Here is a 16053-nt window from a genome sequence, read left to right on the forward strand (position 1 = left end):
TAATATATATTATAGCTTTTCTGCGACTCTTAATTTGGCACTTCTTGCTCTATTATTAATCTTGATTTCTTCATCATCTGGAACAATCAGTTTTCCGATAGTTTTAAATGGAACTGAAAAGTTTCCGTAAAAATCTCTTTCTGGTTCTCCTTCAAACATTCCGTTTTTAATAAATCTTTTTACCAAACGATCTTCTAAAGAATGATACGAGATTACCGAAAATCTTCCTCCTGGCTTTAAAATCTCCAATGACTGCTCTATAAATTCTTTTAGAACATCCATTTCTTGGTTAACTTCGATTCTGATTGCCTGATAAATCTGAGCCAATACTTTATTTCGAACTTTTTCTGGCAAGAATCTTTTCAAAACTTCTTTCAATTCTTCAGTTGTTTTGATTGGATAATCTTTTCTTGCCTCAACGATTGTTCTTGCTAAAACCGGTGCATTTTTCAACTCCCCATAATCAAAAAAAACACGACGTAAATCCTGTTCTTCATATTCGTTAACCACTCGATAAGCATTTAAATCATTTCTTTGACTCATCCGCATATCTAACTCGGCATCAAATCTTGTTGAAAAACCTCTTTCAGGAACATCAAACTGATGTGATGAAACCCCCAAATCTGCCAAGATTCCGTCTACCGCTTTTACTCCGTGAAAACGCAAAAATCTTTTTATGAATCTAAAATTCTCATTTATCAAAGTAAACCTTTCGTCCGGCAATGCATTTGCAAGCGCGTCTTCGTCTTGATCAAATGCAAACAGCCTTCCGTTTGGCCCCAATCTTCTTAAAATCTCTTTTGAATGACCACCGCCTCCAAACGTAACATCTACATACACACCATCAGGTTTAATATTTAAACCATCTACTGTTGGATGAAGCAAAACCGGATTATGATATTCCATCTTCGTCGTCATTAATATTTCCCATTACTTCTTCGGCTAAATCTGCAAAATCCATATCTTCGCCGCTTATTGATTTTTCGTATAAATCTTTATCCCAAATCTCAACTATATTAACTGCAGATGAAAAAACCACATCTTTAGAAATGCTTGCAAAAGTCACTAAGTCTTTTGGCACAAGTAATCTTCCCAATGCATCAACCTCAACCACTTTAACACCAGCAGTAAACCTTCTAATGAAATCGTTGTTCTTTTTTACAAAGCGATTAAGCTTGTTGATTTTTTTCATCATCGCATCCCATTCTACCATAGGATACAACTCTAAACACGGCTGAAAAACAGAGCGCTTCAAAACAAATCCGTCTTGAAGAGAAGCAGTCAATTGCTTTTTTAAAGGAGCAGGCATCATTAGCCTTCCTTTAGCATCGACTTTACACTCATATGTTCCAACAATTGTGTTCAAAAAAACTAGTTAACATGTTATACAGCAAAAATATAAAAAATATTACCACATTTTACCACTTTATACCACTTTGTTAATAAGTTTAACCACTTTGCTACCACTTTTCATAATCAACAATCAATCAATACCTTAACTATTAATTAACGGATTCTCAAATACGCTAATCATTCAAAAAAATAATGCGCTAATTTTCTTAAAAAATTGATTATAATGCATGTTTCTTAACATTTGAATATTTTGCGAAATATGCATTTAATTACTGATTTTTAACCATTTACAAATTCTACTCAAATTATCTAGTTAAAAAATGGCATCAAAAATTCATTTTTGTTGAATTAACCCTATATTTGTCGAAATTGAAATTGGCATTAGATTAGATGGACAAACACTATAAAAAAGAAGGCAAATACAGCTATTTCGAAGCTGGAGAAGGAACTCCGATCGTTATTCTGCATGGTTTAATGGGAGGTCTTAGTAACTTTGATGGTGTAGCACAATATTTCCCAACGAAAGGATATAAAGTTGTTATCCCAGATTTGCCAATATACACCCAAAGCATTTTAAAAACGAACGTAAAAAGTTTTGCGAAATACGTAAAAGACTTTATCACTTTTAAAGGGTTTGATAAAGTTATTCTTCTAGGAAATTCTCTTGGAGGACACATTGCTTTGTACCATACAAAGCTTTATCCTGAGAAAGTTGCCGGACTTGTAATTACCGGAAGTTCTGGACTTTACGAAAGCGCAATGGGAGACAGTTATCCAAGAAGAGGCGATTACGAATACATCAAAACAAAAGCTGAAGCTGTATTTTATGACCCAAAAATCGCAACTCCTGAATTGATTGATGAAGTTTACGCTACGGCTAACGATCGCATCAAATTAATTAAAACTTTAACCATTGCAAAAAGTGCAATCCGCCATAATATGGCTAAAGATTTGCCAAAAATGGACGTTGAAACTTGCATTATTTGGGGAAGAAATGATTCTGTAACACCTCCAAATGTGGCAGAAGAATTTGACAAATTACTACCCAATTCAACTTTATACTGGATTGACAAATGCGGTCACGCAGCAATGATGGAGCATCCTCAGGAATTTAATGAAATTCTTGAAAAATGGCTTATTGAAAAGAAATTATAGCCGTTAAAATTTATTTTTTAGGAGGTTTTAAAACAAAGGAATATGAAAATTAATACCGCCGAATTTATTGTCAGCAATTCTGACGCATCAAAATGTCCGAAGGATTTTTTGCCAGAATATGCCTTTATAGGAAGATCAAACGTAGGTAAGTCATCTTTAATCAATATGCTTACCAACAATAAAAACTTAGCAAAAACTTCTGCAAGACCAGGAAAAACACAATTAATCAACCACTTCAAAATCAACAACAATTGGTTTTTGGTCGATTTACCAGGTTACGGATACGCTAAGGTTTCAAAAAAAACAAAATCAGTTTTCCAGAAGTTCATTACAGATTATTTCGAAAACAGAGAACAATTAGTATGTGCTTTTGTTTTAATTGACATTCGTCACGAAGCACAGAATATTGACATTGAATTTATGTCTTATATGGGCGAAAGCGAAATTCCATTCTGCATTATTTTTACGAAAGCGGATAAAATTGGCAAGACTAAAATAGATTCGCATATTGCAGCTTACAAAAAACAAATGTTTGCCAACAACTGGGCCGAAATGCCACAATATTTTGTAACCTCATCTGCAGAATCAATCGGTAAAGAAGAGCTTTTATCTTATATTGACCAAGTGAATCAGGAAGTTTTTAAAAACAACTCTGGATTTTAAAATTTAAATTCCAAATTAAAAACAAACTCATAATAAGAAATCCCAAATTCCAAGCTTACAATTGGAATTTGGGATTTCTTATATTTGAAAATTAACTATTTCGTAAGTTCAAGTTTCTCTGCAAAGTAATCGCAGAAATCTTTCATGGTATCAGACATTTTTTCATCATCTGTTGCACGCTTGAAAGTGTCAGACATAGCCACTAAAGTCTGGTGGAAGAAAATTTTCATTTCGTCTACCGGCATATCTTTTGTCCACAAATCGATACGCATGGTTTCTTTTGCTTTGCTATCCCAAATTGACAGCATTATTGCTTTTGCTTCTTCAGCTTGAACTCCACCGTCCTGCGCACTCCATGTTAGTTTTTCTGGAACGCGGTTTTCGTCCAATTCTATATTGAATTTAATCTCTGAGTTTATATTTGCCATCATTTCTTAGGTTTATATTTTGATTTTTCGAAGATTTCTTTTGGCTCAAGCTTAAACAATTCAGCCAAAGAAACATCACTATTATTTTTCATGTAAGAACGTACCATCTGCCAGCCAATCCAAGCTCCCACTCGTCCTGGAGAATCGTTATCTATTTCTAAAAAGAATTTAGAAAAAGGTGCTGGAGCTATAAATCGAGCTCTCAACTTTGGGTCTTCGCTATATAGCATTTCATTTTCTATAAAATAACGCCACATATAAGCTTCGTTTTCTTCGCACCATTTTATCTGCTCTGGAGTATACCCCATTTTTTCAGCATCAGTATATTCAGGAATCAATAAATCTTTAGCGTAAAGCTGTTTTCCTTCAAAAATCATTTGCACTACAAAACTCTTATCTATAGAATTTGGAATATTCCTATAAGAAAAACTAGAAACTACGTCTGGCATAATTTGTCTTTCTTCAAAGTTCTCTTTTAAGTAATTTGGAAACTCATAAAATTTATGGTTTTTCCCTAAATATAATTCCAAAGCTACAACTACGAGACTGTCTGCATAAATTGATTTCGCATTATAATCCATTTCTCCTATAACAGTAATTACCTTCGGAATTCTCGTTTTAGGAAAATAATATTTTACATGTTTAAAAAGCTCATTAAACTCTTGGCGAACAGGTTCAAAATTGCTGTATTTTTTCTGAACTTCTTCGTAAACTTCTCTCCAGATCGGATCATTCATTTTCTGAATCCAAACATTATCGTCATTACCAGGAAAGAAATACGGATATTCTTTTTTTATTTTTGGAAGATCTTGCGGTTTGGTTTCAAAAAACACCTTATCAAATCGTTCTACTTTAATATCAACAGGAATTTCTTCTACTTCTTTTTCAACCTTACTTTTTTGGTTGCAAGACAAAAAAAACAGGCACAGAACCACTGCAAAGCGATAAATTTTCATTTTATTTTAATTAGATTTGTGTTATCAGAATTTTAAGCAGTTGCATACTCAAAATAATTCTGCAAATATACATCCCTGCATCTTAAAACTTAAACTATTATGGCTAAAAAAAGCACAATTCAGACAGAAAAGGTAAATACGCACATTGTAGAGTGGTTAAAAAATTACGCTACTAATGCAAAAGTAAACGGTTTTGTAATTGGAATCTCGGGAGGTGTAGATTCTGCAGTAACTTCAACTTTATGCGCACAGACAGGACTGAAAGTTTTATGCGTCGAAATGCCAATTCATCAGGCAGAAAGTCAAGTTAATAGAGCGAAAGAGCATATTGAACAGCTTAAGAGACGTTTCCCGAATGTTTCTGAGGTTCAAACTGATTTGACAGGAGTTTTTGAATCTTTCAAAAGCGCTGTTCCATCAACAGAAGATACTGCAAAAGTAAATTTAGCTTTAGCCAATACTCGTGCTCGCCTTAGAATGACATCTTTATATTATTTAGCGGGACTTCATGGTTTATTGGTTGCTGGAACCGGAAACAAAGTAGAAGATTTTGGCGTTGGTTTTTACACAAAATATGGAGATGGCGGCGTAGATTTGAGTCCGATTGCTGATTTAATGAAATCTGATGTATACGCTTTAGGAGAATTTTTGCAAATTCCGCAATCAATTTTAACAGCTGCACCTACTGATGGATTATTTGGCGATAATCGTACCGATGAAGACCAATTGGGAGCAAGTTATGATGAACTAGAATGGGCAATGTTGGCCGCGGAGTCAGGAAAGACGGCATCTGACTTTGAAGGGAGAGAAAAATCTGTCTTTGAAATTTATAAACGATTAAACACCAGCAACAAGCATAAAATGGATCCAATTCCAGTTTGTTTGATACCAAAAACGTTAAAATAACACATTTTAACATTCTCTGCGAGTTATTACAGAATTTATTTATTAATTTTACCGTTCCAAAAACATGAACAATTCTAAAAAAGGTAAAAATTATGATTAAAGTATGTCTAGCAGACAATCATCCTGTGACGCACTTTGGCGTTAAGTCTTATTTCAAAGACCACGATCAAATTTCAATTGTTGCCAACGTAGGCAATTTTTCAATGGTTAGAGATATTCTTCAAACGAAGGAAATCGACATTCTAATCTTAGATTTAGAATTAGAAGGTCTTTCAAGTATCTTCGAAATTAAATCAATCCTGAAAAATTTCCCAAAAACAAAAATTGTTATTTTCAGTGATCTTGCTGAGCAAATGTATGCTCCAAATGCAATTAAAGCAGGAGTTTCTGGGTATGTACACAAAACAGAAAAACTTGAAACATTAGGTCATTCTATTATTAAAGTACACGAAGGAAAAATTATCATCAACGAAACAGTACGCAAAAACATGGCACTTATCGCTAAACAAAGTAAAAGCGAGCGTCTGTACAGAAAACTTTCTAACCGAGAAATCGAGGTTTTACGTTACTTAAGTGATGGTAAGAAAAACAATGAAATCTCTAAAATCTTAAATCTGAACGAAAAAACGATCAGTACTTACAAACTAAGATTATTAACAAAATTAAATGTTACTAATTTAGTTGACTTAGTAAACAAAGCTAAGACTTTAGAAATTATTTAATTACAAAATCGATTAGCTTAAAATTTAAACTAATCAAAACTTTATAAAAACTCTATCTTTTTTGATTAATCAGATTAGATAGAGTTTTTCTCTTTTTAGTGATAAGGCACCACTACTCGGCCTAATTTTTTCGAAAAATTATTCAGCAGTTTAGAATAATCGATCACCATACTTAAAATTTCTGAATTATCTTCTTGCGGATTGGTCAAAAGAGAATTCTTTAATTCTGCGATAATTCCAGACACCAAATACCATCTCATAGAAAATATAGTATCAGAAACATTCTGTTCTATGGTTTCGCTTTTATGTTTTGGAAAAATATTCTGCCCTTCCCAATTATGAATGGTCAGCCTTTCATCTTCCATTAAAATATTGGTCACCTCTTGTGCAAATTCAGGCTCAAGATGCATCAAATATTTATCTAAACTAAAAGTCTCATTCTGATTGTAAAAAGCAATAATGTTATTGTAAATATTCTGAAACAAGGTATTCGACAGTTCTACCTCATCTTCTTGAAGACTCAAATATATTTTTTCAAAAACTTTATATTGTCTCTTCTCCGAAACTTCTTTTACATTCCCTTCTTCGTCTGCCTTTAAGTACACATCCTCAAAACTCTCTACAACACTGCCATATAATAGTAAAATCTCAATGATTTTCCTTTCAAAACCATATAAAATATCTACTTTTTGAGTTTGCCCTTGCGGATAATATCCTGGATCTCCTGGATAATCATAACCTTCTGGCGGACCTGTTCTAGGATCTTCTGGATCTCCTCCTGAAAATGTCCCCGCTTGCGGAGGCTGATTTCTAACCACCTCAAAAGGTCTTTGTTCCTGCTTCTGCTTTTTATTGGCGTCAGCTATATCTTTCTGAATCAGCTGTGCTAAAGTACTCGTCAAGACCTGCTCCGAAATATCCATAATTCGGGCACATTCCTGAATATAAACTTCACGCTGAATACGGTCTGGTATTTTTGAAATACTTCCAACCATATCACGAATCAGCTCAGCCTTTTTTATTGGGTCGTTTTTAGCTTCGCCCATCAGAATCGAAGCCTTAAACTGTATAAAATCTTTACTATTGCTTTCTAAGTAGGCAACCAAATCGTCATGCGAATTTTTACGGGCAAAACTGTCTGGGTCTTCTCCGTCAGGAAAAGAACAAACTCGTACGTTCATTCCTTCTTCCAAAATCAAATCGATTCCTCTGATAGAAGCTCTTAAACCAGCTGCATCTCCATCAAAAAGAACTGTAATATTTCGCGTCAGACGATTAATCAAGCGAATCTGATCTGGAGTTAATGCTGTTCCAGAGGATGCCACAACGTTTTCGATTCCAGCCTGATTAAACTGAATTACATCAGTATAACCTTCAACCAAATAACAATTGTTCTGTTTGGCTATAGATTGTTTTGCATGATAAATTCCGTAAAGCACTTTACTCTTATGGTAAATGTCACTTTCTGGCGAATTGAGATATTTTGCTGCTTTCTTATCATTGGTTAAAATACGCCCTCCAAAACCTAGAACACGTCCCGACATACTTTGAATCGGGAACATTACACGCCCTTTAAATCGGTCAAAAGGACGGTCTTCTCTTGGAATGGTTAAACCTGTACTTTCTAAAAATTCTAATTTATAGCCTTTTCCTAACGCTTCTTTGGTAAAAGCATCCCAAGTTTCTGGAGAATATCCCAGATTAAACTTTTTAATAGTCTCGTTGGTAAATCCTCTTTCTTTGAAATACGACAAACCAATGGCTTTTCCTTCTTCAGAATTCAACAAAACATCCTGAAAATACTTTGCCGCAAATTCAGAAACCAAATACATACTTTCTCGAATATCCGTATTGGCTTTTTCTGCTTCTGTCTGTTCGGTTTCTTCAATTTCGATATTGTACTTTTTAGCTAAATAACGAATGGCTTCTGGATAAGTAAAATGAGAATGCTCCATCAAGAAGGCAACAGAATTTCCTCCTTTTCCAGAACTAAAATCTTTCCAAATTCCTTTTGCGGGCGAAACCATGAACGAAGGCGAACGCTCATCTGAGAATGGACTTAAACCTTTAAAATTACTTCCTGCGCGTTTTAAATTGACAAAATCGCCAATAACCTCCTCTACTCGAGCAGTTTCAAAAACAGCGTCAATGGTGCTTTGTGAAATCAAAGTATATTAAAAGTTTAAAAGTTTAGAGCTAGCAAAAATACGCAAATCTTGTTGGAATTTTAGTCATTTTAAATCAAAAAAGCATCTTAAATAAGATGCTTTTTTCACTAACTAAACGACCAGTAATTTTAGTTTAAATCTACACGAAGTCCTAACGAAACGTTATTCTCTTTTACTAGATTATTCTGAAATAATGGGTTTAAATCGTATTTAAAGTACAAACTCAATTCTCGGTAACCGATATACGAGCTCAGACCGTAAATAAAATTATTTACATTATAATCGCCCTTTATAGTAGTTTTGTATTTTAAATCTTCTTCTTCAAATTTTAAAATCTGTTTTGATTTTACATTAATTCCCGCATAACCTCCAATACCGAAACGGAAACTTTTATGAGTTTTAAAATACGTTTTCCCTTCGCGTTCTATTGGTCTTGTAAAATCAAATTCTAAGTGCACAGGAGCAACCAGATACACATTTCTAAAACGAGACTCAGTTAAATGAACTGGATTTTCAACCAGATTTGTCTGTTCGTCATCTACCACAAAACTTTTGTTATTTGTTGGACGTATATTGTTGTACATTAACGAAAGTCCGTATTTAGCATGAAGCAAATTATCATTTTTCATCAGTCTTGAATTATATGTAAATCCCCATTCGTAAAAATGCGATCCCATAAATTTATAATTTGAGTCCTGAAGTTTTCCGTCGACCATCATATTATTTAATCCCATTGCAAATACGAATTGAGATGTTGTTCTCTTTTCACTGCGAATAGAATCTTTATGATGGCTATATGACTTCCAGCGAATCATGTACATCTTTGCGGAATCTTCTTTTATTTTTCCGTCTACTTTTTTCTGAACAAGATCATTTAACTCGTTCTGAGCCAGAGTAATTTTTTCTTCCATAATTACAGCTCTTGCCTCTGCCAATTCTTTTTTACGCTTTTCAGCCTGTTCCTGAGTAATTTTTCCTTCAGATAACTGAACGTTTACTGCTTCAACTTCTTCTTTTAAAGCTTCTTTTTCTTCTTTTGTAATTTTCTCGATTTTATTAGCGATTCTTTTTGTTTCAGATTCAAATGTCTCTTGCCCTACTACTTTACTTACTATTAAAAAGAAGAAAAGTATAAGATAAATGGTAAAATTTCTCATGATTGATTGTTTTAAATTGATTAAATATTTGATTGATGATGATTTTTTAATTATTAATGGTGAATTGTGAATTCTCACTCTTGTTGATTTCTATTAGACAAAGCGACTTTAACTTCTTGAAGATTTTTGTTCACTTTGGTGATTACTTTTTCTCTAAAAGAAAGTTCTAGTTCTCCATCTACTTGATTCAGCAAATCGTTGGCATTTATTTTTACTTTTGCTTTTTTGGTCTGATTTTGAGCTATAACTTTATTTTCGGCTGTTTCTAATAGCTGATCAACATTTTCTTTTTTTGAAGTTTCCGCAATTTGAGTTTGATTGTTAACTGATTGTTTTTCTTGATTGTTTTTGATGATGATTGAAGACTCCCCTACTTGATTTGATGCATTTTTAATGGTTTTATTTGAGATTTGTCCCGAAGCTTTGGGATTAGTTCTTTCTTCTTTATTTACTATTTCTTCTGAAGCTTTTTCAGCAATTACAGTTTCTGTTTTTACTGAATCAGTATTTTTTACAATAGGCTCTGCAATTCGTTCGTTTTTGGATTCCGTTTCTTTTTCTACAATTACTGTTTCTGGCGTTGCAACTGATTTTTTATTTTGATTGAAAAACAAAGTCCCAACCAATAAAAACCCCACAACACTTGCTGCGATATACAGCCATTTCCTGTTTTTCTTTGGCTTTTTCTCTTCTGCTACACTCAACATCGCATCCAATCGATCCCAGGCGTTGTTGCTTGGTTCAATTTCGCGTTGATTTAGTTTTTCACGGAAATCCTTTTCAAATTTATTCGGTTCCATTATCTTGTCTTTTTAAAATAGTAATTTGTGTTTGCAGCATTTTTCTAGCATGCGATAATTGCGATTTTGATGTTCCTTCATTAATTCCTAACATCTTAGCAATTTCATTGTGTTTGTATCCTTCAATTGCATATAAATTGAAAACCATTTTGTACCCATCTGGCAAAGCATCAATTAAATACTGAATCTGTTCTACTGTAAATTGACTATCGATTTCATTAAAGCTTTCTTCAACAAAAAATTCATCTTCAGCAAATTTTACTTTTTTCTGAACTCTTAAATACGAAATGCATTCGTTAACCATAATCCTTCGAATCCAGCCTTCAAAACTTCCTTTGTGCTCAAAGTTTTTCAAATTTGTAAACACTTTCATGAAAGCCGTTATCATTACATCTTCTGCCAATTGAATGTCCTTTATATATTGACGACATACACTTAACATTTTCGAAGAATACTTACCATAAATCTGCTGTTGTGCCTGACGATTATTTTCGACAGCCAACTTTATGATTTTGGTTTCTTCTTGATGTAACGAAATAATTTTCATTAATAAGCTTTTCGGTTTGGTTTTGGTTTTAGAAACAGACTTCTATTAGCATAGACGATTGTCGATTTGAAATGGTTGCATGAGGTCTAAATTTTTTTTAAAAAAATAAATTCCAAATTCCAACCAATAGCATATTTAACTGATTTACAACAAGTAAACCAATTATCTAATTGACATTTTTTTTGATTATCTAATTAAAAAGTTATTTTTTTCTTTCAATAACATAATTTACCATTAAGGTAAGTGCCGCTTTGAACTCAGAATCTGGATAATTTTCTAGAAGAGAAAGTGCTTCCTGTTGGAATTGCACCATTTTGTTTTCGGCATAAGCCAAACCATTATTGTTTTTTACAAAGGCAATAACTTCTTTTACGCGTTTTTTGTCTTTGTTGTGGTTTTTGATGGAGTTTATTAGCCACTTTTTTTCTTGCGGAGTGCAAGTATTCAAAACATGAATTAAAGGCAAAGTCATTTTTTGCTCTTTAATATCGATTCCTGTTGGTTTTCCTATGGCTTCTTCGCTGTAATCAAATAAATCGTCTTTGATTTGAAATGCCATTCCGATCAGCTCACCGAATTTGCGCATGTTTTCAACCTGAATATCATCTTCTATCACGGCTTTCGCACCAAGCGCACAACAAGCTGCAATAAGTGTTGCGGTTTTCTTTCTTATGATTTCGTAGTAAACATCTTCAGTAATATCAAGTCGTCTGGCTTTTTCTATTTGAAGCAATTCTCCTTCGCTCATTTCACGAACGGCAACAGAAATGATTCTCAACAAATCGAAATCGCCATTATCTATAGAAAGCAGTAAACCTTTAGACAATAAATAATCTCCAACCAAAACAGCGATTTTGTTTTTCCAAAGCGCATTGATTGAGAAAAATCCGCGACGGCGATTACTGTCGTCAACCACGTCATCGTGTACTAAAGTCGCTGTGTGAATGAGCTCAATTACCGAAGCACCGCGATAGGTTCTTTCGTTTACAGTACCGCCAGAAACCATTTTTGCAGTAAGAAAAACAAACATCGGACGCATTTGTTTTCCCTTGCGGTTTACGATATAATAAGTGATTCGGTTTAATAATGCCACCTTCGAAGTCATCGATTCATGGAACTTTTTCTCGAAAAGTTCCATCTCGTTAAAAATAGGCTGCTTTATTTGAGACGTAATATTCATTTAGGTTTCAAATATACTATTTTAAATAAAAATACGTTGTGTATTTTAGGTTAGGATTTTAATATTTTACATCATAATCTAAAAACACCCTCCAAAAATAGCTCTAACTAATACTGATTTGAATTCATTAACTAAAAAAGAACCCAAAACTATTTATTTATGAAAACAAAATTTTTATTAATTGGAACATGTATAATTACATTGTCTTTTTTCATTAGTTGTAATTCTGATGAAAAAACAAATGACGGATCATCAGCTGCGATTACAAATGACGAAATTATAGCTAATGCTAAAATTGATGCCTCTGTAGAAGACGTTACGAATATTGCTGAAGATCAATTTAGTGCTCAGCTTAACATAAATTCAAAACCTAGTGGACCAATAAAAAGTTTCCTTCCAAGCTGTGCCACAATCACTACCGTTTTAACCAATAATACTTGGACAAAAACCGTAGATTTTGGTGTTGAAGGATGTACACTGAATAACGGAAATACCGTAAAAGGAAAAATGGTTGTGTCTTTTTCAAACGATTTTAGCTCTTCTACCCAAACCATCAGCTATACATTTGAAGGGTTTTATCATAATGGCAGAAAACTTCAAGGAAGCAAAAGCATTGTGAGAACGATTAAAGAAACCAATATATTGGTAACGCCTCACCCAGTGTCAACGGCTTCGATAGATCTAACAATTACTTTTGATGATGGAAAAGTGTATACCAGAAAAGGTAGTTTAGTAAAAGAAATGACTTCTGGTTATGATACTTGGTTTGATTGGGATGATAATGTTTTTGTTGTGACCGGAAGCGGTTCGACAACTTTTCCTAACGGAGATACTTTTTCAGCAGAAATCACAACTCCATTAGAATTTAATGCCGCGTGCAGAAAATCTATTGCAGTAAAAGGGATTGTTTCTATTACCAAAAATGGCGCTTCAGCAATTATTGATTATGGAAGCGGAGAATGCGATACTCTTGCAACAGTAACAAAAGACGGAGTTACAGAAGAAATAGATTTGAAAAAATAAGCATCCTTTTTGTCCAAAAAAAGCATTAAGAACATGATAAATCTTGTTGTTAATGCTTTTTTGTTTAAAAACCTACGAAATGTTCCTACTGGGACATATGTACGATTGTCAATATTTTTTTTCTACCTATCATATACTCCTAGCGGAGTACATTCTGGTAAATATTTTTATGCTTCTTTGTTGGCTAGCTGCCCGCAAGCGGCGTCAATGTCTTTTCCTCGGCTTCTTCTCACTTTCACCACTACGCCAATATTTTCTAGAGCTTTTATATAAGCCATAATTGATTCTTCTGAAGCTTGCTGAAATTCGCCATCGTCAATCGGATTGTATTCAATTAAATTGACTTTACAAGGCACATATTTACAGAATTTCACCAATGCATCAACCGAAGCTTTATCGTCGTTGATTCCTTTCCAAACTACATATTCGTATGAAACCTTGCTTTTAGTTTTTCTGTACCAATATTCTAATGCTTCTCGTAAATCTTTTAAAGGGAAATTTTTACTGAAAGGCATAATTCGGGCACGGGTTTCGTCTATAGCTGAATGCAATGAAACTGCAAGTTTAAACTTCACATCGTCATCTGCCATTTTTTTGATCATTTTCGGAATTCCAGAAGTCGAAACCATGATTCGTTTTGGAGACATTCCTAAACCTTCTTCTGAAGTAATCATGTCAATTGCTTTAATGACATTATTATAGTTCATTAAAGGTTCTCCCATTCCCATAAAAACAATATTTGAAAGCGGGTGATTGTAATACAAACGGCTTTCTTTATCGATAGCCAGAACCTGATCGTAAATTTCGCCCGGTTCTAGATTTCGCATTCTTTTTAATCGTGCTGTTGCACAGAAATTACAATCTAAACTGCACCCAACTTGACTAGAAACACAGGCAGTAGTTCTTGTTTCTGTCGGAATTAAAACCGATTCAACTACAAGTCCGTCATGAAGTCGAACGGCATTTTTTACGGTTCCGTCGCTACTCTTCTGCATGGTATCAACCTTAATATGATTGATTACAAAATTGTTTTCAAGCATAGATCTTGTAGCTTTTGCTACGTTTGTCATGTCTTCAAAACTGTGAGCGCCTTTGCTCCATAACCACTCATAAACCTGATTCCCTCGAAAAGCTTTATCTCCATTTTCAACAAAAAAATTGCGAAGCTGTTCTTTTGATAAGGCTCGTATGTCTTTTTTCTCCATTTGCATGCTGCAAAGTTAATCACTTTTGTCATTTTTTGTTTGGTTTTTACATTCATTCTTAATTAAAACTCAAAAAAAGCTAGTCCAAAAAATAATATCGATACTTTTCACAAAGAAACACAACGAGCTAACAAGCAAACAGTTAGCCCTAACTTTCATTTTATAAAAATTAAATCCTTAGCAATAACAAGACTTTATACTCTTTACTATAGCAATTTAATAAAGCTTTAGCCATGATTTTTATCATTTCTTTTTCTTCACGCGCGCGATAATTTTGGTCTAAGAAATAAGGATAGTTTTCATTCTCTAACCATTAATTGAATTTTAAAGCACCTTATTTAAATGATTAACCTATACCCTATCAACATGAAAACAATTCAATCCTTTTTACTTACAGTAATTTTTACAACAATTTCATTACAAACAAATGCTCAAAAAAATTATATAGTAGCTGCAAATTCAACTTTTGAAGTAGCAGGAACTTCTACTGTACACGACTGGGTAATGAAATCTACAGAAGGAACAGGAACTGCCAATCTAATGGTTAAAGATTCTAAACTAGCTGGAATAAATAGTTTGACTGTTTCCTTATTGGCAGAAAGTTTAAAAAGCTACAAGGAAAGCATGGACAAAGTGGCTTATGAAGCCATGGATACCGAAACACACAAATACATTGAATATGTTTTAAAATCTGCAGAAAAGGTTGATGAAACAACTTGGAACCTAACTGGCATTTACACTATTGCAGGAGTGAGCAAAGAATACAAAACTCAGGTAAAAATAACTACTAACAAAGGAAGCTTCATTTTGCAAGGTTCAAATCAAATCACTTTTGGCGATTTTGAAATGACACCTCCGAAAGCTGCTTTGGGTGTTGTAAAAGCAGGAAAAGATCTAACTGTAATCTTCAATATCATCTTAAGCTAAATCTTGATGTTAAAAAACATTCTTTTTTAACATTTTAAGTCTTGGAATTAAATGTTAAAAAAATCAATTCAACAAAATTAAACCTCTCATTTTACTTAAATGATCAATTCTATAGAAAATGAAAACGTTGTAGTTATTAAATATCTATTTAATAAAATTTTAACAATGATTTTTATCATGTATAAAGCTGATTTATAGAAGGATCTTTGATTCAAGTTAAAACAACATTCTTAGTACTAAAGAGAAACTGGCCGATTATTAACTTATTTTTTATAATACAAACATGACAAAAATGAAAACTAATACATTAAAACTTTTCGCCGTTGTAACAGCATTTTTAGGAATCAGCTCTTTTGCAACAGCACAAAAATCTTACACTTTAGATAGTAAATCAACTTTTTCTGTTGCGGGTACTTCTACGCTTCACGACTGGGAAATGAAATCAACTTCTGGAACTGGAACAGCAACTTTAAATATTGCTAACGGAAAACTAACAGACATCGACGCTTTGACAGTAACTCTTTTAGCAGAAAGTGTAAAAAGCGAGAAAAAAAGCATGGATAAAGTGGCTTACGAAACTTTGAAAACGGACAAAAACAAAAACATTAAGTATGTTTTAAAATCTGCTGAAAAAGTAAATGAAACAACTTGGGAACTTACAGGAACTTATACCATTGCTGGAGTTAGCAAAGTTTACAAAACTTCTGTAAAAACAACGGTTACAAAAGAGGGTTTAAACCTTCAGGGAACCAACAAAATCACTTTTACAGATTTCGGAATGAAATCTCCAACAGCAATGCTTGGAACAATAAGAACAGGTCAAGACCTAACTATAAAATTCAATTTAAACTTTAATTTATAAA

At 33.4% G+C, this 16053-nt stretch carries 17 protein-coding genes; 7 read left to right on the forward strand and 10 right to left on the reverse strand.

The window, feature by feature from the left end; genetic code table 11:
* Positions 1–9: 9 nt before the first annotated feature.
* Together rsmH and FF52_RS16140 are read right to left on the reverse strand one after the other, a co-directional pair.
* Positions 10–918, reverse strand: coding sequence for a 16S rRNA (cytosine(1402)-N(4))-methyltransferase RsmH (gene rsmH, locus FF52_RS16135; protein ID WP_192811813.1), 909 nt, complete (start codon positions 916–918; stop codon positions 10–12).
* Positions 893–1366, reverse strand: a complete 474-nt coding sequence (locus FF52_RS16140; protein ID WP_035691746.1) for a division/cell wall cluster transcriptional repressor MraZ — start codon at positions 1364–1366, stop codon at positions 893–895. The genes rsmH and FF52_RS16140 overlap by 26 nt, the downstream gene beginning before the upstream one ends.
* 377 nt (positions 1367–1743) lie before the next feature.
* Here FF52_RS16140 and FF52_RS16145 point away from each other — a divergent pair, with 377 nt between their 5' ends.
* Together FF52_RS16145 and yihA are read left to right on the forward strand one after the other, a co-directional pair.
* Complete coding sequence (locus FF52_RS16145) at positions 1744–2508, forward strand: alpha/beta fold hydrolase (protein WP_008467162.1); 765 nt, start codon at positions 1744–1746, stop codon at positions 2506–2508.
* A gap of 42 nt (positions 2509–2550) precedes the next feature.
* A complete protein-coding gene (yihA, locus tag FF52_RS16150) occupies positions 2551–3171 on the forward strand; it encodes a ribosome biogenesis GTP-binding protein YihA/YsxC (protein ID WP_008467163.1) in 621 nt (206 codons plus the stop codon).
* A gap of 95 nt (positions 3172–3266) precedes the next feature.
* On the opposite strand, the gene gldC is transcribed toward yihA, so the two are convergent.
* Positions 3267–3602, reverse strand: coding sequence for a gliding motility protein GldC (gene gldC / locus FF52_RS16155; protein ID WP_035691749.1), 336 nt, complete (start codon positions 3600–3602; stop codon positions 3267–3269).
* Positions 3599–4555 (reverse strand): gliding motility lipoprotein GldB, encoded by a 957-nt coding sequence (gldB, locus tag FF52_RS16160; protein WP_008467166.1) that lies wholly within the window; start codon positions 4553–4555, stop codon positions 3599–3601. The genes gldC and gldB overlap by 4 nt, the downstream gene beginning before the upstream one ends.
* A 99-nt stretch (positions 4556–4654) precedes the next feature.
* Here gldB and nadE point away from each other — a divergent pair, with 99 nt between their 5' ends.
* Both nadE and FF52_RS16170 read left to right on the forward strand, forming a co-directional pair.
* Positions 4655–5461 carry an NAD(+) synthase gene (gene nadE / locus FF52_RS16165; RefSeq protein ID WP_008467168.1) on the forward strand — a complete coding sequence of 269 codons (807 nt, stop codon included), beginning with the start codon at positions 4655–4657 and terminating at the stop codon, positions 5459–5461.
* 92 nt (positions 5462–5553) lie between these two features.
* Positions 5554–6183, forward strand: coding sequence for a response regulator transcription factor (locus tag FF52_RS16170; protein WP_008467169.1), 630 nt, complete (start codon positions 5554–5556; stop codon positions 6181–6183).
* Positions 6184–6278: 95 nt separating this feature from the next.
* Here FF52_RS16170 and dnaG read toward each other — a convergent pair whose 3' ends face one another.
* The 5 genes from dnaG to FF52_RS16195 all read right to left on the reverse strand — a co-directional run bounded on the left by dnaG (position 6279) and on the right by FF52_RS16195 (position 12035).
* Positions 6279–8351 carry a DNA primase gene (gene dnaG, locus FF52_RS16175; protein ID WP_008467170.1) on the reverse strand — a complete coding sequence of 691 codons (2073 nt, stop codon included), beginning with the start codon at positions 8349–8351 and terminating at the stop codon, positions 6279–6281.
* 128 nt (positions 8352–8479) lie between these two features.
* Positions 8480–9508, reverse strand: coding sequence for a hypothetical protein (locus FF52_RS16180; RefSeq protein ID WP_008467171.1), 1029 nt, complete (start codon positions 9506–9508; stop codon positions 8480–8482).
* A gap of 74 nt (positions 9509–9582) precedes the next feature.
* Positions 9583–10308, reverse strand: a complete 726-nt coding sequence (locus tag FF52_RS16185; protein WP_008467172.1) for a hypothetical protein — start codon at positions 10306–10308, stop codon at positions 9583–9585.
* On the reverse strand, positions 10295–10855 hold the full coding sequence (locus FF52_RS16190) for an RNA polymerase sigma factor (protein ID WP_008467173.1): 561 nt from the start codon (positions 10853–10855) through the stop codon (positions 10295–10297). Before FF52_RS16190 ends, FF52_RS16185 begins: the two co-directional genes overlap by 14 nt.
* A 202-nt stretch (positions 10856–11057) precedes the next feature.
* The gene (locus FF52_RS16195; RefSeq protein WP_008467174.1) at positions 11058–12035 is read right to left on the reverse strand and encodes a polyprenyl synthetase family protein; all 978 of its coding nucleotides are present in this window, start codon (positions 12033–12035) and stop codon (positions 11058–11060) included.
* A gap of 159 nt (positions 12036–12194) precedes the next feature.
* Here FF52_RS16195 and FF52_RS16200 point away from each other — a divergent pair, with 159 nt between their 5' ends.
* On the forward strand, positions 12195–13058 hold the full coding sequence (locus tag FF52_RS16200) for a hypothetical protein (protein WP_008467176.1): 864 nt from the start codon (positions 12195–12197) through the stop codon (positions 13056–13058).
* A gap of 167 nt (positions 13059–13225) precedes the next feature.
* Here the strand turns inward: FF52_RS16200 and rlmN are convergent, their stop codons facing one another.
* Positions 13226–14269, reverse strand: coding sequence for a 23S rRNA (adenine(2503)-C(2))-methyltransferase RlmN (gene rlmN, locus FF52_RS16205; RefSeq protein ID WP_008467179.1), 1044 nt, complete (start codon positions 14267–14269; stop codon positions 13226–13228).
* A gap of 360 nt (positions 14270–14629) precedes the next feature.
* On the opposite strand from rlmN, the gene FF52_RS16210 reads away from it, so the two are divergent.
* Together FF52_RS16210 and FF52_RS16215 are read left to right on the forward strand one after the other, a co-directional pair.
* Positions 14630–15190, forward strand: coding sequence for a YceI family protein (locus tag FF52_RS16210; protein ID WP_008467180.1), 561 nt, complete (start codon positions 14630–14632; stop codon positions 15188–15190).
* A 292-nt stretch (positions 15191–15482) separates the two neighbouring features.
* Positions 15483–16052: a YceI family protein gene (locus FF52_RS16215; protein WP_237718555.1), complete on the forward strand. Its 570-nt coding sequence runs from the start codon at positions 15483–15485 to the stop codon at positions 16050–16052.
* Position 16053: the final 1 nt, after the last annotated feature.

It is taken from the genome of Flavobacterium sp. F52, assembly GCF_000278705.1.
Taxonomy (GTDB): domain Bacteria; phylum Bacteroidota; class Bacteroidia; order Flavobacteriales; family Flavobacteriaceae; genus Flavobacterium; species Flavobacterium anhuiense.